This window comes from Mesorhizobium sp. M1066, from assembly GCF_040318635.1.
Taxonomy (GTDB): Bacteria; Pseudomonadota; Alphaproteobacteria; order Rhizobiales; family Rhizobiaceae; genus Mesorhizobium.
Genome location: NZ_JAMYMR010000012.1, coordinates 20,027 through 45,492, shown reverse-complemented (window position 1 = coordinate 45,492; position 25,466 = coordinate 20,027). Strand labels below are relative to the sequence as shown.

At 64.0% G+C, this 25,466-nt stretch carries 23 protein-coding genes and 2 pseudogenes; 14 read left to right on the top strand and 11 right to left on the bottom strand.

Features of this window, described 5'->3' with window-relative positions:
• Window positions 1-29: 29 nt before the first annotated feature.
• Window positions 30-161 (top strand): annotated as a pseudogene (locus tag NKH52_RS17485) (IS630 family transposase); the annotation flags it as partial.
• 87 nt (window positions 162-248) lie between these two features.
• Here the strand turns inward: NKH52_RS17485 and dhaL are convergent.
• Window positions 249-816, bottom strand: a pseudogene (dhaL, locus tag NKH52_RS17480) (dihydroxyacetone kinase subunit DhaL); the annotation flags it as partial.
• 336 nt (window positions 817-1,152) lie between these two features.
• Window positions 1,153-2,181 carry an aldo/keto reductase gene (locus NKH52_RS17475; protein WP_352731767.1) on the bottom strand — a complete coding sequence of 343 codons (1,029 nt, stop codon included), beginning with the start codon at window positions 2,179-2,181 and terminating at the stop codon, window positions 1,153-1,155.
• 183 nt (window positions 2,182-2,364) lie between these two features.
• Between NKH52_RS17475 and NKH52_RS17470 the strand changes: the two genes are divergently transcribed.
• From NKH52_RS17470 to kdgD, 4 genes are all read left to right on the top strand, one after another.
• Window positions 2,365-3,453: a sugar ABC transporter substrate-binding protein gene (locus tag NKH52_RS17470; protein WP_352731770.1), complete on the top strand. Its 1,089-nt coding sequence runs from the start codon at window positions 2,365-2,367 to the stop codon at window positions 3,451-3,453.
• Between the two features lie 139 nt (window positions 3,454-3,592).
• Entirely contained in the window at window positions 3,593-4,684 is a 1,092-nt protein-coding gene (locus NKH52_RS17465) for an ABC transporter permease (RefSeq protein ID WP_352731772.1), read from the top strand.
• On the top strand, window positions 4,681-5,508 hold the full coding sequence (locus tag NKH52_RS17460; RefSeq protein WP_352731775.1) for an ATP-binding cassette domain-containing protein: 828 nt from the start codon (window positions 4,681-4,683) through the stop codon (window positions 5,506-5,508). The genes NKH52_RS17465 and NKH52_RS17460 overlap by 4 nt, the downstream gene beginning before the upstream one ends.
• Window positions 5,509-5,587: 79 nt before the next feature.
• Complete coding sequence (gene kdgD, locus NKH52_RS17455; protein ID WP_352731777.1) at window positions 5,588-6,520, top strand: 5-dehydro-4-deoxyglucarate dehydratase; 933 nt, start codon at window positions 5,588-5,590, stop codon at window positions 6,518-6,520.
• 48 nt (window positions 6,521-6,568) lie between these two features.
• Here kdgD and NKH52_RS17450 read toward each other — a convergent pair whose 3' ends face one another.
• A complete protein-coding gene (locus tag NKH52_RS17450) occupies window positions 6,569-7,300 on the bottom strand; it encodes a FadR/GntR family transcriptional regulator (protein WP_352731780.1) in 732 nt (243 codons plus the stop codon).
• Between the two features lie 152 nt (window positions 7,301-7,452).
• On the opposite strand from NKH52_RS17450, the gene NKH52_RS17445 reads away from it, so the two are divergent.
• Window positions 7,453-8,283: an NAD-dependent epimerase/dehydratase family protein gene (locus NKH52_RS17445; RefSeq protein ID WP_352731782.1), complete on the top strand. Its 831-nt coding sequence runs from the start codon at window positions 7,453-7,455 to the stop codon at window positions 8,281-8,283.
• Between the two features lie 5 nt (window positions 8,284-8,288).
• Here NKH52_RS17445 and NKH52_RS17440 read toward each other — a convergent pair whose 3' ends face one another.
• On the bottom strand, window positions 8,289-9,884 hold the full coding sequence (locus tag NKH52_RS17440; RefSeq protein WP_352731785.1) for a GMC family oxidoreductase: 1,596 nt from the start codon (window positions 9,882-9,884) through the stop codon (window positions 8,289-8,291).
• Window positions 9,885-10,099: 215 nt separating this feature from the next.
• Between NKH52_RS17440 and NKH52_RS17435 the strand changes: the two genes are divergently transcribed.
• The 4 genes from NKH52_RS17435 to NKH52_RS17420 all read left to right on the top strand — a co-directional run bounded on the left by NKH52_RS17435 (window position 10,100) and on the right by NKH52_RS17420 (window position 14,763).
• Window positions 10,100-11,176, top strand: a complete 1,077-nt coding sequence (locus tag NKH52_RS17435) for a sugar ABC transporter substrate-binding protein (RefSeq protein ID WP_352731788.1) — start codon at window positions 10,100-10,102, stop codon at window positions 11,174-11,176.
• A gap of 122 nt (window positions 11,177-11,298) precedes the next feature.
• Complete coding sequence (locus tag NKH52_RS17430; RefSeq protein ID WP_352731790.1) at window positions 11,299-12,282, top strand: ABC transporter permease; 984 nt, start codon at window positions 11,299-11,301, stop codon at window positions 12,280-12,282.
• Window positions 12,283-12,287: 5 nt separating this feature from the next.
• Window positions 12,288-13,790 carry a sugar ABC transporter ATP-binding protein gene (locus tag NKH52_RS17425; protein ID WP_352731876.1) on the top strand — a complete coding sequence of 501 codons (1,503 nt, stop codon included), beginning with the start codon at window positions 12,288-12,290 and terminating at the stop codon, window positions 13,788-13,790.
• Window positions 13,791-13,794: 4 nt separating this feature from the next.
• Window positions 13,795-14,763: an ABC transporter permease gene (locus NKH52_RS17420; protein ID WP_352731793.1), complete on the top strand. Its 969-nt coding sequence runs from the start codon at window positions 13,795-13,797 to the stop codon at window positions 14,761-14,763.
• Between the two features lie 83 nt (window positions 14,764-14,846).
• Here the strand turns inward: NKH52_RS17420 and gloA are convergent, their stop codons facing one another.
• Window positions 14,847-15,257: a lactoylglutathione lyase gene (gloA, locus tag NKH52_RS17415; protein WP_352731796.1), complete on the bottom strand. Its 411-nt coding sequence runs from the start codon at window positions 15,255-15,257 to the stop codon at window positions 14,847-14,849.
• 161 nt (window positions 15,258-15,418) lie between these two features.
• On the opposite strand from gloA, the gene NKH52_RS17410 reads away from it, so the two are divergent.
• Both NKH52_RS17410 and NKH52_RS17405 read left to right on the top strand, forming a co-directional pair.
• Window positions 15,419-16,861: an FAD-binding oxidoreductase gene (locus NKH52_RS17410; protein ID WP_352731799.1), complete on the top strand. Its 1,443-nt coding sequence runs from the start codon at window positions 15,419-15,421 to the stop codon at window positions 16,859-16,861.
• Window positions 16,862-16,864: 3 nt separating this feature from the next.
• Complete coding sequence (locus NKH52_RS17405) at window positions 16,865-17,668, top strand: FadR/GntR family transcriptional regulator (protein WP_352731802.1); 804 nt, start codon at window positions 16,865-16,867, stop codon at window positions 17,666-17,668.
• A gap of 81 nt (window positions 17,669-17,749) precedes the next feature.
• Here the strand turns inward: NKH52_RS17405 and NKH52_RS17400 are convergent, their stop codons facing one another.
• Entirely contained in the window at window positions 17,750-18,655 is a 906-nt protein-coding gene (locus NKH52_RS17400; RefSeq protein ID WP_352731805.1) for an NAD(P)-dependent oxidoreductase, read from the bottom strand.
• A 104-nt stretch (window positions 18,656-18,759) separates the two neighbouring features.
• Here NKH52_RS17400 and NKH52_RS17395 point away from each other — a divergent pair, with 104 nt between their 5' ends.
• Window positions 18,760-19,500, top strand: coding sequence for a FadR/GntR family transcriptional regulator (locus NKH52_RS17395; RefSeq protein ID WP_352731808.1), 741 nt, complete (start codon window positions 18,760-18,762; stop codon window positions 19,498-19,500).
• A gap of 23 nt (window positions 19,501-19,523) precedes the next feature.
• On the opposite strand, the gene NKH52_RS17390 is transcribed toward NKH52_RS17395, so the two are convergent.
• The 5 genes from NKH52_RS17390 to NKH52_RS17370 form a co-directional block, all read right to left on the bottom strand.
• A complete protein-coding gene (locus tag NKH52_RS17390) occupies window positions 19,524-20,246 on the bottom strand; it encodes an ABC transporter ATP-binding protein (protein WP_352731811.1) in 723 nt (240 codons plus the stop codon).
• Window positions 20,243-20,965 carry an ABC transporter ATP-binding protein gene (locus NKH52_RS17385; protein WP_352731814.1) on the bottom strand — a complete coding sequence of 241 codons (723 nt, stop codon included), beginning with the start codon at window positions 20,963-20,965 and terminating at the stop codon, window positions 20,243-20,245. The genes NKH52_RS17390 and NKH52_RS17385 overlap by 4 nt, the downstream gene beginning before the upstream one ends.
• Complete coding sequence (locus NKH52_RS17380) at window positions 20,962-21,966, bottom strand: branched-chain amino acid ABC transporter permease (protein WP_352731817.1); 1,005 nt, start codon at window positions 21,964-21,966, stop codon at window positions 20,962-20,964. The genes NKH52_RS17385 and NKH52_RS17380 overlap by 4 nt, the downstream gene beginning before the upstream one ends.
• Window positions 21,963-22,835, bottom strand: coding sequence for a branched-chain amino acid ABC transporter permease (locus NKH52_RS17375; protein ID WP_352731820.1), 873 nt, complete (start codon window positions 22,833-22,835; stop codon window positions 21,963-21,965). The genes NKH52_RS17380 and NKH52_RS17375 overlap by 4 nt, the downstream gene beginning before the upstream one ends.
• Before the next feature lie 69 nt (window positions 22,836-22,904).
• Window positions 22,905-24,113: an ABC transporter substrate-binding protein gene (locus NKH52_RS17370; RefSeq protein WP_352731823.1), complete on the bottom strand. Its 1,209-nt coding sequence runs from the start codon at window positions 24,111-24,113 to the stop codon at window positions 22,905-22,907.
• Between the two features lie 177 nt (window positions 24,114-24,290).
• Here NKH52_RS17370 and NKH52_RS17365 point away from each other — a divergent pair, with 177 nt between their 5' ends.
• Window positions 24,291-25,277, top strand: coding sequence for an aldo/keto reductase (locus NKH52_RS17365; RefSeq protein WP_352731826.1), 987 nt, complete (start codon window positions 24,291-24,293; stop codon window positions 25,275-25,277).
• Window positions 25,278-25,466: the final 189 nt, after the last annotated feature.

The window sequence follows — 25,466 nt, the reverse complement described above, 5'->3', positions numbered from 1 at the left end:
GGATAGTCAACGTCAGAACACCGCTTACGATCAAACACTGGATGCGCCAAGCTCAGAAACGTACCGTTGAGGACACTTGGCGCCACATTGGCCACCTCGTCACAACGATCGAGCCCGCCGAATGCAACAACTACTTCACAAGCGACGGATATGTTCCGTAAAATGGGGAAGACTCTAGGCGGGAAAATGACTGATTGCAGTTTAGCTTGACAGGTGCGCGATCGGCACGATGCTGCATGTTTAGACTAGGATCGCTCCCCAAGCCGGGCCGCCCTTCCGCGGGTAGCGACCATGGACCGTGTCGAATTTGCACCGGCTTCCGCAGCCTGCAGGATGCTATTCCACATCTCCCGGCTTCCGACAGCGCGGGCACGTGCATTGACGGCTGCTTCCGTTGCGGGGATCCAGGTATCCAGCATCGTCTTGTCGCCTCGCTGCCCTTTGCCGCGCTTCTTGATGCCGGTCGTGATGGCTTCAATGATGGCGGCCTGGCCGGCGGCTGAAAGCCGTTCATCCTGTTTCAGGGCTTGTGCCGCTTTTTCGAAACGCCGTCGCATAAAGCGGGCCCGTGGAGGCGCCTACGGCATCGAGAAAGGCCGATGCGGCAGCGGAGAAGATTTCCGACGCAAGCATGTGGTCGAGGTCGAGCTTGGCCAACTCGGCGTTCACCGCCAGGAAGCCGAGTGACATGGTGATGCCATGGTCTGCGTCGCCGATGGCGCCATCCAAGTCCGAGAGGTCATCCTTCCCCGCCTCGATCGCAATGGAGATGCGATAGAACATCCCGCTCAGGCGTCGCGCCGCACTGTCCGACATCGTGTTCCTCCCAGTTCAAGCAGGATGCGGCCCATCGTATCGGCGCATGCTTCTAAATCTCAGCCGACCCGCAGGACAGCCGTATCGCAAGGATGATGGAACGCGGGTCCTCTCGCCGGCCGGCGCGGGCGTGACTTGATCATGTTTTGGTCGCCACAGAGGAGCTGCAGGCCCTCTGGTGGGCTTGTGATCCCCACAAGACCTCAACTCTCGGAGATACGGGTGCAAGGTAGACCCGCTTTTACGCGCGCCACGAACCAGAATGGTTAGCATTTCAATGTTACGTTTCCTCTCGCTACTGTGCGTCGGACAACGCCATTTCAGTCGCTCGTTGTATCAAGGAACAGGTGCACCAGCTTCGATAAGCCGTTCGCGCTTAAGATCCACCCATAGGGCCGGGGGGATGTCCTCTCGCAGATAGCCGATATTCTCCTTCAGCTCATCGGCAGACCTTGCACCCGGGATGACACTCGACACGAGGTGGTGGCCGAGCGGGAACTGGATGGCGGCCGCCGGCAGCGACACCTTGTGGCTGATACAGATGGCCTCGATGCGACGGACGCGTTCGACAACCGACTCGGGTGCGGGCCTGGTGTTGAAGGTGGCGCCCTTCACCGCACCTGTTGCCAGGATGCCGGAATTGTAGGGGCCGCCGATGATGATTCTGGTGCCGCGCTGTTCGCAGAGCGGCAGCAAGGTCGCCAGCGGCTCCTGCTCCAGCAACGTGTAGCGGCCGGCGAGCAGGAAGTAGTCGAAGGCTCCGGCGACGACGAAGTCAGACAGCATCTGCCACTGGTTGATGCCGACGCCGACCGCCTTGATGACGCCTTGCGAGCGCAATTCGTCGAGCGCCGGATAGGCGCCGTCCATCGCTTCCCGGAAGCGGCTCCGGGCATAGGGATCCTCGCCGGGACCGAAATGAATGGCCTCGTCCGGGTCATGGATCGAGACCATGTCGACATAGTCGGTGTCGAGGCGCTTCAGCGTGCCTTCGAGCGAACGCATCACCGCATCGCGCGAATAGTCGAACTCAGCGCGGAAGGAACCGGGCTGATCCCACAGCGCCAGCTTCAGCTCTTCGGGGGGGATCGGCACAAGGTCGTAACCGATCTTCGACGAGATGACGATGTCCGCGCGCGGCAACGACTTGATGGCCAGCCCGAGCCGGGTCTCGCTGACGCCAAAGCCATAGACAGGTGCCGTGTCGAAATAGCGGATGCCGTTGTCATAGGCCGCCTGCACGGTCTTCACCGCCGCATCGGTATTGACGGCGCGGTACATGTTGCCCAGCCCGGTGCCGCCGAGCCCGATCGTCGTCACCTTTAGGCCCCCCTTGCTAACAGTCCTGAATTCGATTTCAGCCATTTTCTCTCCTGGGATCTTTGGTCTTCCATCGTGCCGGCGAAGCGGCGGCCCTCCCGCGCCGTGTTCAGGCGGCGGGAAGGCGTCGCAGCACCGGGGTCCAAAAAGCATTGACATAAAATTTGTCATATAACAATGTAACAAGACGACAAAGGTGCAGGCTCGCAAACGAATAGGGAGGAACGCATGGACGACGAAACGAAAAATCAGATGGAGATGGCGAATGCCGCCATTTCCAGGCGCAGTGCTTTCGCAGTGGCGGGGAAGTTCGGCCTCGGTGCCGCAGGGCTCGCCAGCGGACTGGGAGCGGGTCTTGCCGGCGGCATCAGCGCGGCACGAGCCGCCGATTCATCGCCCGGGCTGCCGAAGAAGCCTTACAAGTTCCACTTCGTCTGCCATGTGACGCTGGACCAGTTCTTCACGCCTACGGTTTACGGCATGCAGGATGCCTGCGCTGCTTTCGGCTGCAGCTACCAGTGGACGGGTTCGCAAAAGAACGTCGTCTCGGAAATGGTCAGCGCCATGCAGACCGCGATCGCGCAGAAGTCGGACGGCATTGCGGTGTGCCTGATCGACCCGACGGCCTTCGACGCCGCCACCGACATGGCCGCGCAAGCCGGCATTCCGGTCGTCGCCTTCAACGCCGACGTGCCGGTCGGTAGCCCCAACAAGCGGCTCTCCTATGTCGGCCAGCCGCTCTATCAGTCCGGCTACAATTCGGCGCTGAAGTGGCTGAAGCTGATTCCCAAGGGCGGCCATGTCATGCTGTCGATCGGCGTTCCCGGCTCGCTCAACACGCAGCCCCGCCTCGACGGCTACATCCAGGCGATCAAGGACAGCAAGAGCGGCGTCACCTACGATGTCGTCAACACCGGCCCCGATCCCGCAACAGAAATCTCGCGCGTCGAGAGCTACTATCTCAGCCACAAGGACGTGAAGGGCATGTTCGGCACCGGTGGGGCCGACACCTATGCCTGCGGTTTCATCTCCAACAAATACAGCCTGGTGAAAGCCGGCGGCGCCGTGGCCGGTTTCGATCTGTTCCCGCAGACGCTGGACTTCATCAAGTCGGGCGACGTCAACTTCACCACCGACCAGCAGGCCTATCTGCAGGGCTTCCTGCCGGTCCAGCAGATGTATCTCTACAAGCTTTCGGGCGGTCTTGTCGGCCCGGCCAACAGCGACACCAGCCAGGCCTATGTGACCAAGGACAATGTCGACGCCTATGTCGGCAAGTCCCGCTTCGAGGGTCGCAGCGACGTCGAGCCGACCTGACGCTGTCCAGCAGGCAAAACCCCTGCCCTCGCCGCGTCGTCTTCCGATGACGTGGCGAGGGCCCCGCCGGCTGCCAGCAGTCGTCGCGCTTTTTGCCGATCCGCCTTTCCGCCCATAATTCGAAACCAGGAACACAAGAGTGCCGCCAGTCCAAGCCTCAAAAACGGGCGAAACCGCAAAAGCCGGGAAGGCCACCGTCGGCGTCAAGGTCCCCCATACGATGACGGAAAGGCTGCTCATCCTGCTTTCCCGTTATCGCGAGGCCAGCATCGCCGTCGTCGCCATCGTCCTGGTCGTCTATTTCCAGTTCGGCAGCGATGGCGGATTCCTGTCACCGCAATTCATGAGCGTCGTGCTGCGCGACACCGGCCGGCTCGGCCTGATCGCTGCGGCGGAAGTCATGCTGATGATCACCGGCGAAATCGATCTGTCGCTCAGCGCCATCTTCTCGATCGCGCCCTATGTCATGGCACTGCTGTCGGTCACATACGGTGTGCCGCTCGCTGTCGGCGCACTGATCGGCGTGCTGATCGGTATACTGGTCGGCGCCATCAACGGCATCATCACCGTGCGCTTCAAGGTGCCATCGCTGATCACCACCGTCGGCATGCTGTTCTTCCTGCAAGGCATTGTCGTGTCGATCTACAACAGCCAGCCGATCGTGGCGCCGGTCGAGCAGCCCTTCAATGCCATCTTCGGGCAGAGCCTCTACCAGCCGGCCGATGGCCTGTTGTCGTGGCACGGCGTGACAGCCTTCACGCCCTTCCTCTGGGCGGTGCTGGTCGTGCTGGTGCTGGCGCTGGTGCTGAACCGCACCACTTTCGGCCTGCACACCATCGCCACCGGTTCCAACATCATCGGCGCCCGCGAGATCGGCGTGCGCACCGACCGCATGAAGATCTACAATTTCATGATCGCCGGCGGCTGTGCCGCCTTTGCCGGCATCATCAACACCGCCCAGTTCACCTCGGCCGACCCGCAGGCCGGCAGCCCGTTTCTCACATTGCAGGCGATCGCGGCCGCGGTCATCGGCGGCACCTCGTTGCTCGGCGGCTCCGGCACTGTCATCGGCGCGCTGATCGGCGCCTTCGTCGTCGCTTCGCTGAACAACGGCCTGGTGATGATCGGGGCCCAAGCCACCGTATCCGACATTTATCTCGGCGCGGCCATCATCGCCGCGATGATCCTCTCAATCCAGGTCGACCGCCTGCGCACACGGAGGCGCCTATGAGTTCGCCAGCCATTCCACCGCTCGCCCCCGATGCACCCGTCGTGCTGGAGATGTCCAACATCTCCAAGAGTTTCGGTGCCGTCACGGCGCTGGTCGACGTCTCGATCAAGCTGCGCCAGGGCGAAGTCCTGGCGCTGGTCGGCGACAACGGCGCCGGCAAGTCGACGCTGATCAAGATCCTGTCCGGCTTCCACCAGCCCGACACCGGCACCATCGTCTCGCAAGGCAAGGAGGTGCGTTTCGCCTCGCCGCGCGACGCCCGCGCCCAAGGCATCGAGACCGTCTATCAGGACCTGGCGCTGATCGGCGATCTCAGCGTCTTCCACAACATGTTCCTGGGCCGCGAGTACCACAAGCGCTTCCTGGGCCTGAACCTGCTCGACAACAGGAAGATGCGCGAACAGGCGCAGCTCTATCTCGATACGCTGGGCATCACGATCCCCAGCGTCAACAGCACGGTCGATCTCCTGTCGGGTGGGCAGCGGCAATGCATTGCGGTCGCCCGCTCGATCTATTCGTCGCCGAAGATCCTGGTCCTCGACGAACCGCTGGCGGCGCTCGGCGTGCGCGAGAGCGCGCATGTGCTGTGCCTGATCCAAAACCTGCGCCAGCAGCGCCAGGTCTCGGTGATCCTGATCGTTCACAACTACAACCAGATTTTCGAAGTCTGCGACCGCATCAACTTCCTGCATTCGGGCGAGGTCGCGCTTGACGCCTCCACGGCCGACACAAGCGAGGAAGAACTGATCCGCATCGTCAAGTCGGGCCTCGGCCGCAAGGCGATCGACGCCGCCGCGGCCGAAGTACGGCCGGGCATCCTATGACCCTGTCGCCACCACACACCACGATCGAAACCATTGCCGGCCGAGCCGGTCCGCCAAGCCCATACACGGAGTACTTGTTTTGACGTTCTCACCCACCGAACTGACCAGATCCCTTGGCCGCGGGCTGCTGTCCTTTCCGCTGACCTTCTTCGAGGATGACGGCGGCTTCAACGAGGACGGCTATCGCGCCCATGTCGCCAGCCAAGGCGCTGCCGGAGCAAGCGGGCTTTTTGCCGCCGGCGGCACGGGCGAATTCTTTTCGCTGACACTGGAAGAATACAAGCGCGTCGTGCGGGCAGCGTCTGACGAGGTGCCTGATCACCTGCCGCTGCTTGCCGGCGTCGGCTACGGCACGCATATGGCGGTAGAGTTTGCCAAGGCCGCCGAGGCTAATGGCGCCGACGGGCTGCTGGTGCTGCCGCCCTATCTGGTCAAATCCGAGCAGGACGGCCTGCGCCGGCATCTGACCGCCATCTGCCGTTCCGTCGGCATCGGCGTGATCGCCTATAACAGGGACAATGCGGTGCTGACGCCCGAGACCCTTGACCGGCTGGCGCAGGACTGCCCGAACTTGATCGGCCTAAAGGACGGCGTCGGCGACATCGAGCTGCTCACCGCGCTGCGCTACCGCATGGACGACCGCCTGATCTTCATCGGCGGCATGCCGACGGCCGAAGTTCATGCCAGTGCGGCGGCAGCGATCGGCATGACGACCTATTCCTCGGCAATCTACAATTTCGCGCCCGAAATGGCGCTGCGTTTCTTCAACGCTCTGCGCGCCGGGCGCACGACCGAGGTCGGCGATATCATCCGGTCGTTCTTCCTGCCCTATCTCGCCATCCGCAACCGGCGCGCCGGCTATGCCGTCTCGATCGTCAAGGCTGGCGCGCGCATTGCCGGGATCGATTGCGGCCCGATCAGGTCACCGCTTCTCGACCTCACAGTGGATGAGGAGCGGCAGCTAGCGGCACTCATGCAGTCCTGCAACATGCCGGTCGGAGAGCTGGTGTGAAATCCGATGGGCCGCGGGGACACATCGACAATCAGGTCTGATCCGGTGCTACGACCGGACCGAACCATCGACCATGCGGCGATAACGCTCGCGGCCGGCTTCGAGATGTTCGCGCAAGGTGAAGCGAGCGGCTTCGACATTCTGCCGCTCGATGGCCTGATAAATCCGCCGGTGCTCCATCTGGACCTGTTCGAGGTAGAGCCGCCGCTGCTCAGGGGTTTCGGCCCTTGGGCGGATCGACTGGCGCGGAATGATGACCGGTCCGAGAAAATGCATGAAGCGTTCGAAATAGGGATTGCCGGTTGCCGAGGCGATCGCCCGGTGGAAGGCAAAGTCCGGCTCGATGGCGCTCTCGCCGGCGGCGATCGATGCATCGATGGCGTCGAGGCAATCGCGCATGCGGGCAAGATCGTCGTCGCCGCGCTTCTCGGCGGCGATGCCGGCGGCTTCCAGTTCCACGGCGAGCCGAAGCTGCAACACGTTCTGGACTTCGGTCAGCGAGTGAAGCTCGTCGGACACGATGCGAAACGTCGTGTTGGCCTCATGGTCGGCGACGAACACGCCCGACCCCTGGCGGCTGACCACAAGCCCTTCCGAGCGCAGCGAGGCCATGGCTTCGCGGATCACCGTGCGGCTCACCCCGAATTGCGCGATCAGCTCCTGTTCGGTCGGCAATTTCTCCCCACTGGTCAGATGGCCGGCGCGTATTTCGCGCGCAAACCAATCGGCTACCTGTGCCGTGCGGCTGATCTGCGGGGGAAGGCCAAAGGAACGTTTCATCGCCATCCAGCAATAAACGAACCGCTGTTGGTGGCAACCGATTATTTGTACGGTGATATGATAAGATTTGTGCCGCACTGGTCGCGCGCGATCTCCATTCGCCTTGGCAGGCCTGCGCGACCATGTCTGCCGCGACCATGAAAGGACATGGATTGGCTCTCTCCGACAAACCGGTGCTGTTGACCGGCGCCTCCGGCACGATCGGGCGCCTGCTCTCAGTCAGGCTGGCGGCACTGGGCTGGACCTTGCGGCTCACCGATGTCGTGCCCTTGCCCATCCCGCTGCCGGACAAGGCAAGTTTCGACATTGTCGATCTCGAGAACCAGCAGGCGGTGAACGATTTGGCACAAGGCTGCGGCCTGATCCTGCATTTCGGCGGCGTATCGACCGAGCAATCCTTCGAGACGGTGCTCGGTCCCAACCTGCGCGGCAGCTTCCACATCTACGAAGCTGCACGCAGCCAGCGGGCACGCGTTGTGTTCCCCTCCTCCGTGCACGCCGTCGGCCTCTACGAGCGGACGAAGATCCTCGACCAGGACTGCCTGTTGCGTCCGGACGGCTATTACGGCCTGTCGAAGGCCTATGGCGAGATGCTGGCGCGCCTGTACTTCGACAAGCATGCGGTCGAAAGCGTGCTGATCCGTATCGGCTCGGTACTGCCTGAGGTTCCGGACGAAAGGATCCTGTCGACCTGGATATCTCACGATGACTTTGTCCGCCTGATCGAACGTTGCGCCGAGGCCGAGCACGTCGACTGCTCGGTGATCTGGGGGCAGTCCAACAACAGCCGCGGTTTCTGGCGCCGTGATGCCAGGCACAAGATCGGCTGGACGCCGCTCGACAGTTCCGACGGCCAGGCCGAGCGCGTCCGCGGCAAGGTGACGGACAACCCGGTTGTCGAGCGATACCAGGGCGGCAAATTCATCGTCGTCGACTATAGCCGTGCCGACTTTCCGCCGCGCTCGATGTTCTCGGACGAGTGATCTATTTACGCTGGCGGCAGCTTCCGCCCAACGATCATATCGGCGGCCTTCTCGGCGATCATGACGACAGCGGCATTGGTGTTCGACGACACGATGCTTGGCATGACCGAACTGTCGCAGACGCGCAGGCCCTGCAGCCCGCGCAGGCGAAGCTCCGGATCGACGACGCTCTGCGCATCGCCACCCATCCGGCACGAGCCGACCGGGTGATAGGCGCTGCGGCCATGCTCGCGGGCGAAGGCTTCGAGTGCTGCACGTCCCTGCGTTGCCGCGCCCGGAAGGTGCTCGCGGCTGATGTATTTGGCGAAGGCCGGTTGCGACAGTATCTCGCGGCTGATCTCGATGCCGTCGACGGCGCGCTCCAGATCGTAGCGTTCGGCGAAGGGATTGGGATCGATGATTGGCGGATCGCGCAGATCGGCGGATCGCAGCGTAACACTGCCGCGCGAGCGGGGCCGCACATGGTAGGAATTCAACGTACAGCCATTGCCGCCGGGAACTGAGCCGATGCCTTCCTCGACGCCGGCGCCAGGCAGGAAGTGGAACTGAATGTCGGGCGTCTTCTCCGTCCGATCGCCCCACCAGAAGCCGCCGGCCTCGACGATGTTGGAGGCCACCGGCCCCTTGCCGAAGAGTGCGTATTCGAGGCCGGCGACCGCCTGCCAGCGCTTCTTCTTGTAGCGGTCGATGCCGTGCGGCCCGTTGAGTTCGGCGACGACATCGACATCCATGTGATCGTGCAGGTTCTGGCCGACGTTACTCGAGTCGTGGACCACCTTGATGCCATGTTGTCCGAGATGCGCGGCCGGGCCGATGCCGGACAGCATCAAAAGCGTCGGCGAGCCGATGGCGCCGGCGGTGACGATCACCTCGCGCTCGGCGCCGAGCCGCTCGGTGCGGCCGTTGACGACGATCTCGACGCCGATGGCGCGGCCATTCTCAACCACGATGCGGCTGACAGTGGCGTCGGTGCGGAGCGTCAGATTTTTGCGACCAAGCGCCGGCTTGAGATAGGCAACCGCCGTGCTGCTGCGTTTACCGTGGCGCGTCGTCGTCTGGTAGAAGCCAGCGCCTTCCTGCTCTCCGGCATTGAAATCGGCCCGGAACGGAAGACCCGCCTGCTGCGCCGCCTTGACGAAGACGCGGGTCAGTGGATGCGGCGCGCCGCTGGAAACGCCGAGCGGACCGTCGATGCCGTGCTGCGGGCCGGCGAAGGTGTCGTTGCCCTCGGACCGCCGAAAATAGGGCAGCACGTCGGCGTAGCTCCAGCCCGCGCAGCCATCGTCAACAGCCCATCCGTCGTAATCCTGCGGGCAACCACGGGTGAACACCTGGGCGTTGATCGAGGAGCCGCCGCCCAGCACACGCGCCTGCGGATAGACCATGGTGCGGCCGTCGATCGCCTTGCCGGGCGCCGTGTCGTAGCCCCAGATCAGCGGCCCCGCCGTCATCTTGAAGAAGCCGACCGGCAGATGGATGTAGCGATCGGTGTCGGGCGGCCCGGCCTCGAGCAGGATGACGGACAGGTCCGGATCCTCGCTCAGCCTGGCAGCCAGGATGCAGCCGGCCGAGCCGCCGCCGACGATTATGTAATCCGGCATTCTCACTCCTTTGCGCAGGCAAAATCATTGCCTCGCCCTCCTGCGCATAACGATCTCAAGTCGCTTGTGCCGCGTCAAGAGAAAGGGTATGGTTATCGTGTTGAAGGGTTGTCGTACAAGTGGAGGAACTTGACAACACTTCGATCGAAGGCCCGGCCGCGCTCCCCGCGCATGCCGCCGGGCGGGAAACAGATTTCAATCGGGAGGTTTGAACAATGAAGGTCAGGACAGATTGTACGCTTTCGGTCAGCCGCCGGACGCTGATGATGGGCGCCACCGCCGGCGTGGCGGCGCTCGCCATGCCAAGGGTGCTGCGTGCGCAGGAAAAGCCGACGCTGGTGACGTCGATCCGTTCGCTATCCAACCCCTACCACGCGGTGTGGAAGACCGGCGCCGAGGCCTATGCCAAATGGGCCGGGCTCGAACATGTCACGCTGGTTTCGGAAGGCAACAGCGAGAAGGGCATCGCCGACATCAAGGCAATGCTCGCCAAGACCGGCGGCAACATGGTGCTCAATTCCGACCCCAACGACACGCCTGATGCGCGCCCGATCGTTGAGGCCTGCGCCAAGGCCGGCGCCTATGTCGTGACGCAGTGGAACAAGCCGCCGGATCTGCACCCGAAGGACTTCAACCCGAACTACGTTTCCCATATCGAGTTCGACGGCATCCAGAGCGGCAAGACCATCGCCGAGATCCTGTTCAAGACCATCGGCGGCAAGGGCGGCATCGTCGCGCTCGGCGGTCTGATCTCGACGACGGCGGCGATCGAGCGCAAGAAGGGTCTCGACGCGGCGCTGGCCGCCAATCCCGACATCAAGCTGCTCGACTTCCAGGTCGCCAACTGGAAATCGACCGAGGCCTTCGACCTGATGGGCAATCTGCTCACCCGCTTCGGCGACGACATCAAGGGCATCTGGGCCGCCAATGACGACATGGGCTCCGGCGCACTCGAAGCGCTGCGCGCCGAAAACCTTGCCGGCAAGGTGCCGATCGTGGGTGTCGACGGCATCAAGACTGCGGTCGACGCGGTGCGCACGGGCGAGTTCGCCTGCACCGTCACCTCGGATCCGTTCTGGCAGGGCGGCATGGGACTGGCCATCGGCTACAACGCCAAGATCGGCAAATTCGACCCGGTCAAGGAGCCGCCGGAACACCGCGAATTCTACGGCAAGGCGGTGCTGATCTCGCACGACAATGTCGAGGAATACTACAAGACCAATGTCGACGCGAAGCCGGAGATCGACTGGAACGACCTGTGGGGTCGGGTGACCGGGGCCATCCGGACCTGACCGCCGGAGCGGGCCGCCGCTCCCTGGCGGCCCGCTCCCCTTTTCAGCAGACGGGAAGCGGTTTCTTGACAATCCATACAGAACCCCTGAAGTCCGTTTCGGACATCGAGCGGACGACGCTTATGACATTTCTCCCCGGCCCCATCGCCACTGTGTTCGGTGGCAGGCGCTGGCGCAGCCTGGCGCCGCTGGCGGTGCTGATCGTGCTGTGCGTGCTCATCGCGATCGCCAATCCCAACTTCATTGAACTGCGCAATCTGGTGCGGCTTGCCAATTCGGCCGCAGTGCCGCTGACGCTGGCGATGGGGCTGACCTTCATCATCCTGATGGGCAGCATCGACCTCTCCGTCGAGGGAACCCTGTCGGTGTCGGCGATGGTGGTGGTGCTGCTTGCTGCCAATGACAGCAATGGCAATGATTATGGCTGGTGGGCCGTGCTCGCCGCGATCGTCGCGGGCACCGCGATGGGGTTCGTCAGCGGCCTCGTCCAGACCATGCTGCGCATCCCCTCCTTCATGGCCACGCTCGGCATGTGGTTCATCGGCCTTGGCCTGTCGGTCTATATGCTGGGCGGCTCGGCGATCCGGCTCAACAACGCCTCGATCCGCGACTTGGCCTTGCACCGTTTCCTTGGCTTGCCGGTGGCGGTCTGGGTCGCGTTTGGCGCTTTCCTGCTCGCCGCTGTCATCCAGTACCACACCAAGCTCGGGCGCCACATATTGGCGATCGGTGGCGACGAGGACGTCGCCAAGCTCTCCGGCGTCAATGTGGTGCGCGTGCGCATCACCGCCTTTGCCTTGGCCGGTTTCTTCTTCGGCATATCAGGCGTGCTTGCCGCCGCCCAGCTTGGCCAGTCGCATGCCGTCATCGGCGACGGCAGGCTGTTTGCCGCCGTCACCGCCGTCGTGGTCGGCGGCACGGCGCTGACCGGCGGCGAAGGCGGCGTCGTCAACACGCTGATCGGCGTGCTGATCGTCACCGTGCTTGCCAACGGCATGATCCTGCTCGGCATCTCGCCCTACATCCAGCAGACGGTACAGGGCCTGATGATCATCGCCGCGGTGGCGTTGTCGCTCGACCGCGTCCGCCTCAGGATCGTCAAGTGAGCGCCATGCTGCAGGCGTCCCACATCATCAAGAATTTTCCCGGCGTCCAGGCCTTGCGCGATGTTTCGATCGAGGTCCGGCCCAGCGAGGTGGTCGGGCTGATCGGCGAGAACGGCGCCGGCAAGTCGACGCTGATGCGCGTGCTGGCCGGCAGCTATCGGCCGGATGGCGGCAGCCTGACGCTGGACGGCGAACAGCTTCGCATGCGCTCTCCGCGCGATGCGGCCCGACATGGCATCGGCATGGTGTTCCAGGAGCAGTCGCTTGTGCTCAATCTGACCGTCGCCGAAAACATCTATCTCGGCGAGGAGGACCGTTTCACCCGTTTCGGCATCGTCAACTGGCGCGCCATGAACGCCGCGGCACGTCGCCAACTGGCCAAGATCGGCATCGACATCGATGTCACGGCGCGCACCTCCGAACTCACCTTCGCGGCCCGCCAGATGGTGGAGCTGGCCAAGGCGCTGACGTTGGAGGAAGTGGTCGAACGGCAATTGCTCATCCTGCTCGACGAGCCGACCTCGGTGCTCAACGCCGCCGACATCGAGGTGCTGTTCGCCCGCGTGCGCTCGCTCAAATCCCGGGCCAGCTTCGTCTTCGTCTCGCATCGTCTCGACGAGGTGTTGGCAATATCGGACCGCGTCTACACGATGAAGGACGGGGCGGTCGTTGCCGAACACCGCGCGGCCGAGGTCACCGCGCCGGAATTGCACGAGATCATGGTCGGGCGCGGGCTGCAGGCGGAATATTATCGCGAGGCCCGCCAGCAGGCGCCGCGTGAGACGGTCATGGTCGAGGCCAGGGGGCTTGGTGCGAACGGTGCCTATCACGGCGTCGACCTGAAAATCAGGGCTGGCGAGATTGTCGGCATTGCCGGCGTCGTCGGCTCCGGCCGCGAGGAGGTCACGCGCACCATCGGCGGCTTCCTGCAGCACGATGCCGGCGAGATGAAAATCGCCGGCGATGCCGTGCGCTTCGCCTCGCCGGAGCCGGCGGTGCGCAAGGGGATCGGCTATGTGCCGCGCGAGCGGCGGCTTGAAGGGCTGGTGATGTTCCTGTCGATTGCCGAGAACATTTCGCTCGCCGATCTCTCCAGCGTCATGCGCCATGGCGCCATCGACTATGGCAAGGAGCGCCGGCTCGCCGCCGACTGGATCAAACGGCTGCGCATCAAGGCGCCCGGCCCCGATGCCGCCTGCCGCAAGCTCAGCGGCGGCAACCAGCAAAAGGTGGTGCTGGCGCGCTGGATGACGGCAGGCTCGCGCATCCTCGTGCTCGACCATCCGACGCGTGGCTTGGATGTCGGGGCCAAGGAGGAGGTCTACGAACTGGTCCGCGATCTCTCCGCGCAAGGCGTGGCGATCCTTTTGATTTCCGACACGCTGGAGGAAACCATCGGCCTGTCGCACCAGGTGCTGGTGATGCGCGACGGCGAGATCACCGCGCGCTTCAACGCCAGTCCCGGCAGTAAGCCGAACCAGGTCGACCTGTTGCGAGCGATGGTGTGAGCCGATGAATGAAGCTTTCTCCCTCAGACGTATCTTCGAAGGCAAGTGGACGCAGGGCGCCATTCCGCTGGTCCTGCTTGTTGTGCTGCTGCTGATCATCGAGATCGCCGCGCCCGGTTTTTTGACGGGCGAAACCGTCGCCCTGCTGTTCGCCAACACCGCCGTGCTGTTCATCCTGGCAACCGGCGTCACCTTCGCCATCCTGCTCGGCGGCATCGACCTGTCGATCCAGGCGGTCGCCTCACTGGCCAGCGTCATCCTGGCGCAATTGCTGCCCTCGCTCGGCCTCGCCGCCTTCCCGGTGGCGATCCTGTCGGGTCTCGCCTTCGGCGCCTTGAGCGGCATCGTCCATGTCAAGCTGCGCGTGCCGTCCTTCGTGGCGACGCTCGCCACCGGCGGCGTGGTCACCGGAATCGCGCTGTGGGTCTCCGACGGCCGCGCCATCACCATCGAGGAAGGCGGCCGCGAAAACACCGCCTGGATCAACGCCACGCTCGGCGGCGTGCCGGTGGTGGTGCTGATTTCGGCGGTTATCGGCATCGCGGCCTTCCTGGCGCTGCGCTACACGCGCTTTGGCCGCCAGGCGATTGCTGTCGGCGCCGGCGAGCCGGCCGCCTGGGCGGCGGGCATCAATGTCGACCGCACCAAGATCATCGCCTTCGCGGCCTCCGGCATGCTGGCCGCTGTCGCTGGCGTGGTATTGGCGGCGCGGCTGTCGAGCGGCTCGCCGGTTCTCGCCAACCAGTTGCTGCTGCCGGCCATTGCCGCCGTCATCGTCGGCGGCACCGCCATCACCGGCGGGCTGGGCGGCGTGGCGCGCACGGCCGTCGGCGCGCTGATCATCTCGATTGTGCGCATCGGCATGACCTTCGTCGGCGTCAACATTTTCCTGGAAAATATGGTGTTCGGCGCGGTGCTCATCGCCGCCGTCGCCATCACCATCGACCGCAGCAAGATCGCGGTCATCAAGTGACAGATCGATCCGCAACGCCTCCCAAGCAAGCGCGGACAGAACGGGGCCGCATCACAGGCTCGATGCGACCCCGCCTGATGAGATCACATCGTGTCGAGGCCGATCAGTTCGATCTTGTAGCCGTCCGGATCTTCCACGAAAGCGATGTGGGTGGTGCCGTGCTGCATCGGCCCGGGCTTGCGCGGGATCTTGGCGCCGCGCCTCTCCAACTCGGCGCAGACGGCGTAGATGTCGTTGACGCCGAGTGCCAGATGGCCAAAGCCGGTGCCGATCTCGTAGGGCTCTTCCCTGCCCCAGTTCAAAGTCAGCTCGACGACAGCCTCCTTGTCCTCGGGGCCGTAGCCGACAAAGGCGTTGGTGAACTTGCCGCCGGGGTAGTCCTCCCGGCGCAGCAAGGTCATGCCAAGAACCTCGGTGTAGAAGGCGATCGACTTGTCGAGGTCGAGCACCCTGATCATGGTGTGCATATAGCGGAAGCCTGGGGCGTCGCTCATTGGGTAAGTCCTCCGTGTCAGGTGATTTGCTGGTCTGACCATCCACATCAAACGGCTGGCGGGAACATGCCTTCGCTTGATGTTCTAAATCAGGGTTGTATGATAACACGACAAGAACGGTGGCTGTCCAGTCGTTTTCCCCTGGGGTCCAGAGTCCATTCATGAATGCCGCGCCGCCCCCTTCCGCATCCCTGATCGCAGCCCTTGCCGGCGTGCTGCCGAATGGCGGGTTGCTGACCGCGGACGAGGATTTGGCGCGCTACAGCCGCGACTGGTCCGGCGACCATTTCGGTCGCCCGCTGGCGGTGGCGCGGCCGGCCTCGGTCGAGGAGATGTCGGCGCTGATGCGGTATTGCCATGCGCAGCGTATTCCCGTCGTGCCGCAAGGCGGCCTGACCGGCCTCGTCGGTGCAGCCGTGGCGGCGGATGGCGGCGAGATCGTCATCTCGCTGGAGCGCATGAACCGGATCCGCTCGATCAGCCCGATCGACTTCGCCATGGTGGTCGAGGCCGGCTGCATCCTCGAGGATGCCAAGCGCGCCGCCGAGCAGAGCGACTGCCTGCTGCCGATCACTTTCGGCGCGCAAGGCAGCTGCCGCATCGGCGGCAACGTCGCCACCAATGCCGGCGGCTTCAACGTGCTGCGCTACGGCATGACGCGCGACCTCGTGCTGGGCCTGGAAGTGGTGCTGGCCGACGGCCGGATCTGGAACGGGCTGAAGGTGCTGCGCAAGGACAATCGCGGCTACGACCTCAAGCAGATCTTCATCGGCTCGGAAGGCACGCTCGGCATCGTCACTGCCGCAGCGCTGAAACTGTTTCCCAAGCCGACGCAGATTGAAACAGCACTCGTGGGTTTACGCTCGGTCGAGGATGCGATGGCGCTTTATGCGCGCGCCCGGCGCGACTGCAGCGACCTGCTCACCGCATTCGAACTGATCCTGCGCGGCGGCATAGAAATCACCATGCGCGAGGGTGCGGATTTTCCAGACCCGCTGACCAAGCCCTATCCGGCCTATGTGCTGATCGAGGTTTCCTCCGGCGGGCTGATCGACCTGTCCGCCATGCTTCTGGGGTTTCTCGGCGGCGTTGCCGATATCATCGAGGACGGCATCGTCGCCTCGACGCGGGCGCAGGCCGAACGGTTGTGGCTCTATCGCGAGATCATGGTCGAGCGCCAGGGGCGCGGCGGCCGCTATCTACGCACCGACGTTTCGGTGCCGATCTCGAAACTTGCGGATTTCGTCACCGACGCGCTGGTTGCGCTGGAACAGACACGACCTGACGCGCTGGCCGTCACCTATGGTCATGTCGGCGACGGCAACATCCACCTCAATGTCGTGCCGCCGGAGGGCATGACCGCTGAAGCGATCGAGCATCTGTTCGAGGAGGCGGAGGCGGAGATCTTTGCCGTCGTTGACCGCTATGGCGGCTCCATCAGCGCCGAGCATGGCATTGGTCGGGTCAAGCAGAAGGCGTTCCTCGAACGCATCGATCCGGTGACGCTCGAGCTTGCCGCAGGCATCAAGGAGGCGCTCGATCCGCGCCACATCTTGAGCAACGGCCGCATTCTGGCGTCCACATCAGCCGTCAACTATAGGTGAGCGATGACGCTGAAACTCGACAAGGTCAACCGCGGTCCGCATCTCTCCACCCTGGTAGCGAGTTCCATCTCGCGCGAGATCGCGCAAGGGCGCCTCAAGCCCGGCGACCAGCTGCCGACCGAGCAGGCGCTGGCGACGACCTTCGGCGTCAGCCGAAACGTGGTGCGCGAGGCGATCGCAAGGCTGCGCTCGGAAGGCCGCATCTGGTCGCAGCAGGGGCGCGGCGCCTTCGTGGTGGAGAGCAGCAACCCAACGGTGCTGACCATCGACTATGAGGCGCTGCAGCGCGCCGACTCGTTCCGAAATCTGTTCGAACTGCGCGGCATCCTCGAGGTGCAGGCGGCGGCCTTTGCCGCAAAGCGGCGCACCGAGGCCGATCTCACCGCGATGGGCGAAGCGCTGGCCGGCATGCGTGCGGCACCCTATGGCAGCGTCGCCTGGCTGCGCAGCGACCTTGAGTTCCACCGCACCGTCGCCCAGGCGACGCGCAACGGCTACATGGGCCAGTTCCTCGGCTTCGTTTCCGAGCGTGTTCGAGAGAGCATCCTCGCCGCCGGCAACCAGCAGAAATCGGACGACATGGCCCGCATCACGCTCGGCGAGCACGAGCGCATCCTGTCCGCCATCCGCGCCGGCGATGTGGAGGGCGCGCAAGCGGCGATGCGCGACCATCTGGCCGGCGCGGCGCTGCGGGTTGGGCTGCATGATGGGGAGATCGCTGCGAAGGCAGCGCTGGTGCCGGAGATGGCATCTCCGGTGCGGCATTCGAGATTGCGAAAGGCGGTGCGTGGGCGGGCTGGGGGATAAAGTCCTGGCCAGTCGGCCTCGCCTGAACCACGCCGATTGCGCGTCTAGGGCAGCCCCCCCACTCCGGAGCCTCACGCGATTTCATGCCCCCGGTGGCTCCACCAACGACACCCCATTCAACCCCGCGACAATATCCGACAGCGCCGGCACGAACTTCTCGCCATGGCCTGTCGTGACCGCAGTGGCAAAGCCGTTGCGCACCGCCGCACCGATCGGGTTGGCGACACCTGCAGTTTGGGCGAACGACGCAAGGTAGGTCATGTCCTTCAGCGCGTTGGCGATGGCGAAGCGCTGGGCGTTTTCGTTGCGGTTGAGCACGAAATCGAAGAAGGCCTGGTAGAAGCCGCAATCCATGCGGCTGCCTGAGATGACGCTGTTGAAGACCTGCGGCGTCAACCCGGCCTTGGCGCCCAGTGTCAGCGCTTCCGAATAGATGGCGGAATAGCCCATCGAGACAAAATTGTTGAGCAGCTTCATGGTGTGTCCGCTGCCGGTCGGGCCGGTGTGGACAACGCGCGAGGCGAAGGCTTCGAGCACCGGCCGCGCACGGGCGACGGTCTCGGCCGGACCGCCGACCATGACGTCGAGCTTGCCCTCGGCGGCTTCCTTGGGCGTGCGCGCCAGCGGCGCGTCGATCAGCGTCATGCTTTGCGTGGCGAGGTCGGCGGCAAGTGCTGTCGTCGATGAGGGGTTGGAAGTCGAGCAGTCGATGATCAGCAGCGGCTTGGCTGCCGCCGCCAATCCGTCCAGGCCCTTGACCAGCATCTCGACCTCACGCGAGCCGGTGACGCAGAGGATGACGATGTCGCAGGCCCCGGCGAGCTCGCGCGGGCTTGCGGCTTCGGTGGCGCCGGCTGTGATCAAGCGGTCGGCTGCGGTGCGGCTGCGGTGCACGTACACCGTCAGCGGCCAGCCCTTGCGCAGCAGATTGTCGGCCATGCCGGCGCCCATGCTGCCCAGGCCGATGAAGCCGATTCGTTCCTTCATGCAATCCTCCTATGTCCCGCGCTGGCGGGCTCACCTTTCGTCACCTTGCGGCGGGCACCAGTCGATGCAATCCTTTGAACAAGAATCGAACCGGAGTCGCGCCGATGGCGGAGCCCATGACTTTCGATGCCATACCGCAGGCGCCCAATCTCAGGACCGGGCTCGTCAACACGCTGATTGCGCAGATCGAATCCGGTGGCCTGGCACCCGGCCAGCGGCTGCCGACCGAGCAGGAGATCGTCGCGGCCACGGGCGTCAGCCGCACCGTGGTGCGTGAGGCGCTGGCGGCATTGCGCGCGCGCGGCCTGATCACCACGCGTCAGGGCCTCGGCGCCTTCGTCGCCAAGGACCCGCTGCCGAAGACGTTTTCCGTCCTGCCCGACGATCTCGAATCGATCGATGAGGTGCTGCGCGTGCTGGAACTGCGCATGGGCATCGAGGTGGAAGCGACCGGCCTTGCCGCCAAGCGACGCAGCGAGACAGCACTGGCGCAGATGAGCGCGAAGCTTGACGCGCTGGAGACGGCGGTGCGTGCCGGCGGCTCCGGCTCGGAAGAGGACTTTGGTTTCCACCGCGCCATTCTCGCGGCGACACAGAACGGCAATTTCACCCGGCTGTTCGACACGTTCGGCAGCGCCATGATTCCGCGCCAGTGGACGCGGCTCGACCGGATGACCGAGGCCGAGCGGGAGAAATATCTCGACCGCATGCAGCGCGAGCATCGCGCCATTCTCACCGCGGTCGAAGCCAGAGACGTCAATGCGGCGCGGCGCGCCATGCGCAGCCATCTGACCAAGAGCTATGCTCGCTTCGAGGATTTGCGCGACAAAGCAGGCCACGACTGAGGGGCCGGACACGACTGAAGGATTCATCCGGCGACCCCGCCGAGATAGAGTTCGCGCATCAGCGACATGTCGCGCAATTCAGCGATCGGCCCGGAGACGACAATGCGGCCGTTCTGCATGAGATAGCCGCGCGAGGCGACGGCGAGTGCAAGGCCCGCATTCTGCTCGACCAGCAGCACGGAAGCGCCGAAGCGCGCGCCGATATCGAGGATGATCGCCTTGATCTCTTTGACCAGGAGCGGCGACAGGCCGAGCGACGGTTCATCCAGCAACAGCACCCTGGGCCGCGTCATCAGCCCGCGCGCGATGGCCAGCATCTGCTGCTGGCCGCCGCTCAGCGAGCCGCCCCGGTCGCGCCGCTTGGTGGCCAGGATCGGAAAGAAGGCCAGCATGGTCTCGAAATCGGCTTCGACGGCGGCCTCGTCGCGGCGCGCATAGGCGCCAAGGCGCAAATTCTCCTCGACGGTCATGTCGACGAAGATCTTGCGGCCCTCCGGCACCAGCACCACGCCGCGCCTGGCCATGACATCGGCGGCAAGCCCGGTGACATCGATGTCGTCGAAAGTGATGCCGCCGGCGCGTGGCCGGATCAAGCCGGCGATGGCTTTCAGCAGCGTCGACTTGCCGGCGCCGTTGGGGCCGAGGATGGTGACGATCTCGCCTTTTTCCAGCGTCAGCGACACGCCGCGATTGACGATGGTCGGGCCATAGCCGGTGACCACTTCGGAGACGGCAAGCAGGCTCACAGTTCGCCTCCGAGATAGACGTCCAGCACCTTGGGGTCGGCAAGCACGGCTTCGGTCGGCCCGTCGGCGATCTTGGAACCGAAATCGAGCACGGCAAGGCGCCGGCACAACATCTGCATCAGCTTCATGTCGTGATCGATGACGCAAACAGTGATCCCCTGCCCGGGAAGCTGGCGGACAAGCCCGACCAGGGCCGTAGTTTCGCGGTCGTTGAGGCCGGCGGCGGGCTCGTCGAGCAAGAGCAGCGACGGACGCGTGGCGAGCGCCAGCGCGAGGCCGAGCAGGCGCAGGCTGCCGAAGGGCAGCACGGCAGCTTTTTCGCCGCCGAGCGCGCCCAAGCCCACGAAGTCGAGCAGCGCCTGCGGTGTCGGCCATGGATTGGCAGTATCCCCTGCCCGTGCATGCTCGCCGGCGATCTGGACATTCTCCAGCACACCAAGTCCGGCAAAGGCCATGGCCTGCTGGAAGGTGTAGCCGATGCCGGCCCGCGATATGGCATGCGGTTTGAGACCGGTGATGTCTTGTCCGCGAAACGCCACGCTGCCGCCGCTCGGTCTGTGGACGCCAGTGACGACGTTGAACAGGGTCGTCTTGCCCGAGCCGTTCGGACCGACGACACCGAGAATTTCGCCCTCTTCGATGGCGAGGTCGACGCGTGCCAGTGCAGTGACGCCACCGAACTGTTTGCTGAGGCCGCTGATCGCCAGGATCGGGCTCATTGCCGCGCCTCCGCTGCGTCGCGCTCTTCCGTCTCCTGTTTCGGCTTGCCCGAAAATGCCGCGCGGAGCGCTCGGACGATGCCGCCGATCAACCCGTCGGGCAACAGCATGATCACCGCGATCAGGCAGACGCCATAGACAATGCGCGACTGGACCGGGTCGAGGTTGAGCACCTCCGGCAGGAAGGCGACGAGAATGCCGCCGGCGAGCGGTCCCTCGATCCGCCTGGCGCCGCCGATCATCACCATCAGCGCCAGATAGATGCTGGGGAAGGAGGAAAATTGCGAGGGCGAGATGTGGCCGAGGAAATAGGCGAGCAGCACGCCGGAAATGCCGGCAAAGACGCCGCTGACGACGAAGGCGCCGATCTTGTGCCGGCCGACATTGATGCCGAGCGACGCTGCCAGCTTTTCGTTCTCCCGGACGGCGCGCAGGGTGCGGCCATAGGAGGAGTGGATGATCGCCCAGCTCGCCACCGCCGCTGCGGTCACGAAGGCAACCACCATCAGATAGTAGCGGGTGAGGTCGGTCATGTCGGCGCCGAACAGAGTGACGTGGCCGGTTAAGTCAAGCCCGGTCGCGGCACCGGTATAGTCGCCGCCATTGGTGAGCACGATGGCAAGCAGCTGCCCGAAGGCGAAGGTCATGATGACGAAGTGATGGCCGCCGACGCGCAACGAGGGAATGCCGACGATCATGGCGAATATTGCGCTCGCAACGGCTGCCGCCGGCAGTGCAGCCCAGAAGCCGACGCCAAAATCCCGCGCGAGGATCGCTGCCGCGTAGGCGCCGACGCCGACAAGTGCGGCATGGCCCATCGACAATATGCCGGTCTGGCCGAACAGCACCGACAGGCCGTAAAGCGCGATGACGTTGATGCCGGCCGAGATCGCCAGCGACAGGAAGCGGTTGCTGGGCGAGAACAACGGCACGGCAGCGATCAGCGCCAGGATGACCAGCACGGGAAGCAGCGAGCGCAACGCCTTCGGAGCGATGCTCATGACGCCATCCGGGGTCCGCTGGTGCCGCCGAACAGGCCGTGCGGGCGCACGATCAGCACCAGGATCATCAGCACGAAGGAGTTGGCGTCGGTCCATTGCGAGAAGCCGTAGCCGGCGCTGAAGCCTTCGACGATGCCGAGGATGAGACCGGCGGCGACGGCGCCATAGATGTTGCCGAGCCCGCCGATCAGCGCCACGGCAAAGCCCTTCATCACCATGGTACCGCCGGTGAACGGCGTGATCGGAAACAGCGCAATCAACAGCGCGCCGCCGAGGCCGGCCAGCGCGCTGCCGAGCACGAACACGCCGGTGATGTAGCGGCGCACCGGAATGCCCATCAGCGCCGCCGTATCGCGGTCCTCGACGCTGGCGCGCAGCGCGCGGCCATAGCGGCTTGCCGTGATCATGCGGAAGCTCAGCGCCACCACGACGATGGTGATCAGGATGACCATGACGCGCACCGAGGCGATGCGCACGCCGCCGACCTCCCAGACCGTGGTCAGCGGACGCGGAATGCTCTTCTGGTTGGGGTTCCAGAACAGCACGACGACATGCTGCAGCACGACGATGAGGCCGAGCGACACGATGAAGCCATTGGTCGGCCGCTCCAGCGTGAAGCGGAACAGACAGCGCTCGAGGATGTAGCCCATCAGGCCGACCGCGAGGATGGCCAGCACCACCGCCAAGGGGAAACCTAGGCCGGCGCTGACGGCAAGCCAGGTAACGATGCCGCCGATCATCAGGAATTCGCCATGGGCGAAGTTGATGATGCCGGTCAGGCCGAAGATCAGGGTCACGCCGATGGCGATGAGCGTGATGACGCTGGCGATGGAAAGGCCGTTGAGGATTTGCTGGATGAAAATATCCACGGCGATCGAGACCTGTCTGCAAGAACAAGGAGTGGCGGCGGATGACGCCGCCAACTCAGGGATGATGGATCAGCTCTTCGGCGCTTCGGCCGGCGGCTGCTGCATGGCGCAGGAGATGGCGCCGCCGGGTGCCGCCGCGCAGACCTCGGTGGCATGGGTGACCTGATGCGTCGGATTGAAGGTCAAATCATCCGAAACCACGCCCTGATGGTGCAGGCTGAGCAGCGCGTCCACCGTCTTGTCCGGATCGAAGCTGTCGGCCTTCTGCCAGGCTTCGACGAGGAAGTGGACATAGTCGTGGTAGAGCAGCGACACCGAAGAGGTCACGCCGTGTGGCGCGCCGGCGGCGAAGTAGGCGTCGAAATAGGCCTTGGACTTCGGGTTGGACGATTCGCCCCAGCAGACAGGAACGCAGCTCATCGCCACCGGCACATCGGCGGACAACTGCTTTTCCTTCCAGATGCCGGGGTCGACACCGAACAGGAAGTAGCTCTTGGCCGCGCCCAGTTCGACAGCCTGCGGCAGCGCCGTCAGCGTTGAATCGCCATTGTACCAGAAGTGGATGACATCCGGATTGAGGCTCTTGGCCCGAGTCAGGAAGGGCGAGAAGTCGGTCGTGTCAGGCGGGTAGAAGATGATGTCGGGAACGTCCTGGCCCTCGGCCTTCAGCGCCTTGAAATAGTAGGACGACAGGAACTGGCCGGTGGCGTCATTGCCGACGATCATCACCGACTTCTTCGGCTTGAAGCCGAGCAGCGGTTCGAGCAGAGTCAGCACGCCACGCGCGGTCGAGCCGGAGCGCTGGAATTCCTGCGGTTCGGACTGGAAGAGATAGTGATCCTCGCCGCCGGGCTTGACCGAGTCCGGCGTCAAGATTTTCGCCAGCGTCGAATTGCCGGCGAAATGGATGATCTTGGCCGGCTGGGTGATCTTGGCCATTGCCAGGGTGAAGTCATGCGTTTCGGAGCCGAAGATCGCCTGCACCTTGACGTCGCGCACCAGCTCCTGGGTGGCGGCGATAGCGGTCGCGATGTCGGTGCGGTCGTCGCGCTTGACCATTTCGAGCTTGTAGGTCTTGCCGCCGACCTTGAAGCCGCCGGCATCGTTGATCTGCTTGACGGCAAGGCCGACGCCCGCCGGCAAGGTATGCCCGGCGGACACGAACGAGCCCGATTCCGCCGCGACGACGCCGATCTTGACAATGTTGTCTTCAGCGAACGCCGGATGAGCAAGCGCGCCGAGGCACAGGGCTGCGCCCAGTTTAAGAACGGTTTTCAATTTGAGATCCTCCCGACTCCAAAAGATTGCAGTCTTACCGGGTTGTCATACAACCCTGTAATCTGGTAAATCTTACGAACGGGGATGTCAATCGCATTGCCATCCGATAAGAGGCTCCCCGAAAATCAGAATTCGCAGAGCCGGAAGCGCCGGCAAGCCGCAGTCAGGAACAGCAAGATGCAATCACGGAAATTCGGCCGCACCGGCAGATCAGTCAGCGAAGTCGGTTTTGGCTCATGGGCGATCGGCGCCGCCTGGGGCGAGGTCAATGACGACGACGCGGTGGCCGCTTTGCATGCCGCCCTCGACGCCGGCGTCACCTTCATCGACACTGCGGACGTCTACGGCGACGGCCGCTCGGAGAAGCTGATCGCCAGGGTGATGAAGGAACGGGGCGGCGAGCGGCCGTTTATCGCCACCAAGGCCGGGAAGCGGCTGCCGTCACAAACGGTCGAGGGCTTCAGCCAGAAGAACCTGGCTGACTGGGTCGACCGCAGCCTCAAATATCTCGAGGCCGACACGCTCGACCTCGTGCAACTGCATTGCCCCCTGACCGACCTCTACTATCATCCAGAGGTCTTCGAGCGCCTCGACCGGCTCGTCGAGCAAGGCAAGATCCGCAATTATGGTGTCAGCGTCGAGCGCGTCGAAGAGGCGCTGAAGGCGATGCAATATCCTGGCGTCGTCAGCGTGCAGATCATCTTCAACGCCTTCCGCCAGCGGCCGGCGGAATTGTTCTTCGACCAGGCGAAGAAGAACGACGTGGCCATCATTGCCCGTGTGCCGCTGGCCAGCGGCCTGCTATCGGGCAAGTTCAAGGCCGACACCAAATTCGAGACCACCGACCATCGCCTGTTCAACCGCAATGGCGAGGCCTTCGATGTCGGCGAGACGTTTTCGGGCGTGCCTTATGAGGTGGGCCTGGCTGCGGTCGAGCACATCCGGCCGCTGGTTTCCGGCGACACGACGATGGCGAAATTCGCGCTCCGCTGGATCCTGATGTTCGACGCGGTGAGCGTCGTCATTCCGGGCGCCCGCAATCCCACACAGGCCCGTTCCAACGCCGAAGCCGCGGACATCCCGCCGCTGTCCGATGAACTCATGGGCAAGATCCGGGACGTCTACGACCAGGACATCAAGCCCCATGTGCATCAACGCTGGTAAGCAATATCTCCTCGGCATCGCGAGCGCCACATTGACGCTTCCGCAGCCTGATATGATGAAATAGGCGTTGCCTCAGGACCAGAGGCCCAAGCGGCCCCAATCAATCCTGATGCAGTTTCGAGCCTCGAGCAGATCAGTTTCGACCATAATCTCGAAGCCGACCTCTTGATCGTCTGAAACGAGCCTGAC

Coding starts and splice junctions, on each gene's coding strand:
- NKH52_RS17475 (WP_352731767.1), bottom strand. CDS start 2,181: ATGGCTGAAATCGAATTCAGGACTGTTAGCAAGGGGGGCCTAAAGGTG.
- NKH52_RS17470 (WP_352731770.1), top strand. CDS start 2,365: ATGGACGACGAAACGAAAAATCAGATGGAGATGGCGAATGCCGCCATT.
- NKH52_RS17460 (WP_352731775.1), top strand. CDS start 4,681: ATGAGTTCGCCAGCCATTCCACCGCTCGCCCCCGATGCACCCGTCGTG.
- NKH52_RS17450 (WP_352731780.1), bottom strand. CDS start 7,300: ATGAAACGTTCCTTTGGCCTTCCCCCGCAGATCAGCCGCACGGCACAG.
- NKH52_RS17440 (WP_352731785.1), bottom strand. CDS start 9,884: ATGCCGGATTACATAATCGTCGGCGGCGGCTCGGCCGGCTGCATCCTG.
- NKH52_RS17435 (WP_352731788.1), top strand. CDS start 10,100: ATGAAGGTCAGGACAGATTGTACGCTTTCGGTCAGCCGCCGGACGCTG.
- NKH52_RS17430 (WP_352731790.1), top strand. CDS start 11,299: ATGACATTTCTCCCCGGCCCCATCGCCACTGTGTTCGGTGGCAGGCGC.
- NKH52_RS17425 (WP_352731876.1), top strand. CDS start 12,288: ATGCTGCAGGCGTCCCACATCATCAAGAATTTTCCCGGCGTCCAGGCC.
- NKH52_RS17420 (WP_352731793.1), top strand. CDS start 13,795: ATGAATGAAGCTTTCTCCCTCAGACGTATCTTCGAAGGCAAGTGGACG.
- gloA (WP_352731796.1), bottom strand. CDS start 15,257: ATGAGCGACGCCCCAGGCTTCCGCTATATGCACACCATGATCAGGGTG.
- NKH52_RS17410 (WP_352731799.1), top strand. CDS start 15,419: ATGAATGCCGCGCCGCCCCCTTCCGCATCCCTGATCGCAGCCCTTGCC.
- NKH52_RS17405 (WP_352731802.1), top strand. CDS start 16,865: ATGACGCTGAAACTCGACAAGGTCAACCGCGGTCCGCATCTCTCCACC.
- NKH52_RS17400 (WP_352731805.1), bottom strand. CDS start 18,655: ATGAAGGAACGAATCGGCTTCATCGGCCTGGGCAGCATGGGCGCCGGC.
- NKH52_RS17395 (WP_352731808.1), top strand. CDS start 18,760: ATGGCGGAGCCCATGACTTTCGATGCCATACCGCAGGCGCCCAATCTC.
- NKH52_RS17385 (WP_352731814.1), bottom strand. CDS start 20,965: ATGAGCCCGATCCTGGCGATCAGCGGCCTCAGCAAACAGTTCGGTGGC.
- NKH52_RS17380 (WP_352731817.1), bottom strand. CDS start 21,966: ATGAGCATCGCTCCGAAGGCGTTGCGCTCGCTGCTTCCCGTGCTGGTC.
- NKH52_RS17365 (WP_352731826.1), top strand. CDS start 24,291: ATGCAATCACGGAAATTCGGCCGCACCGGCAGATCAGTCAGCGAAGTC.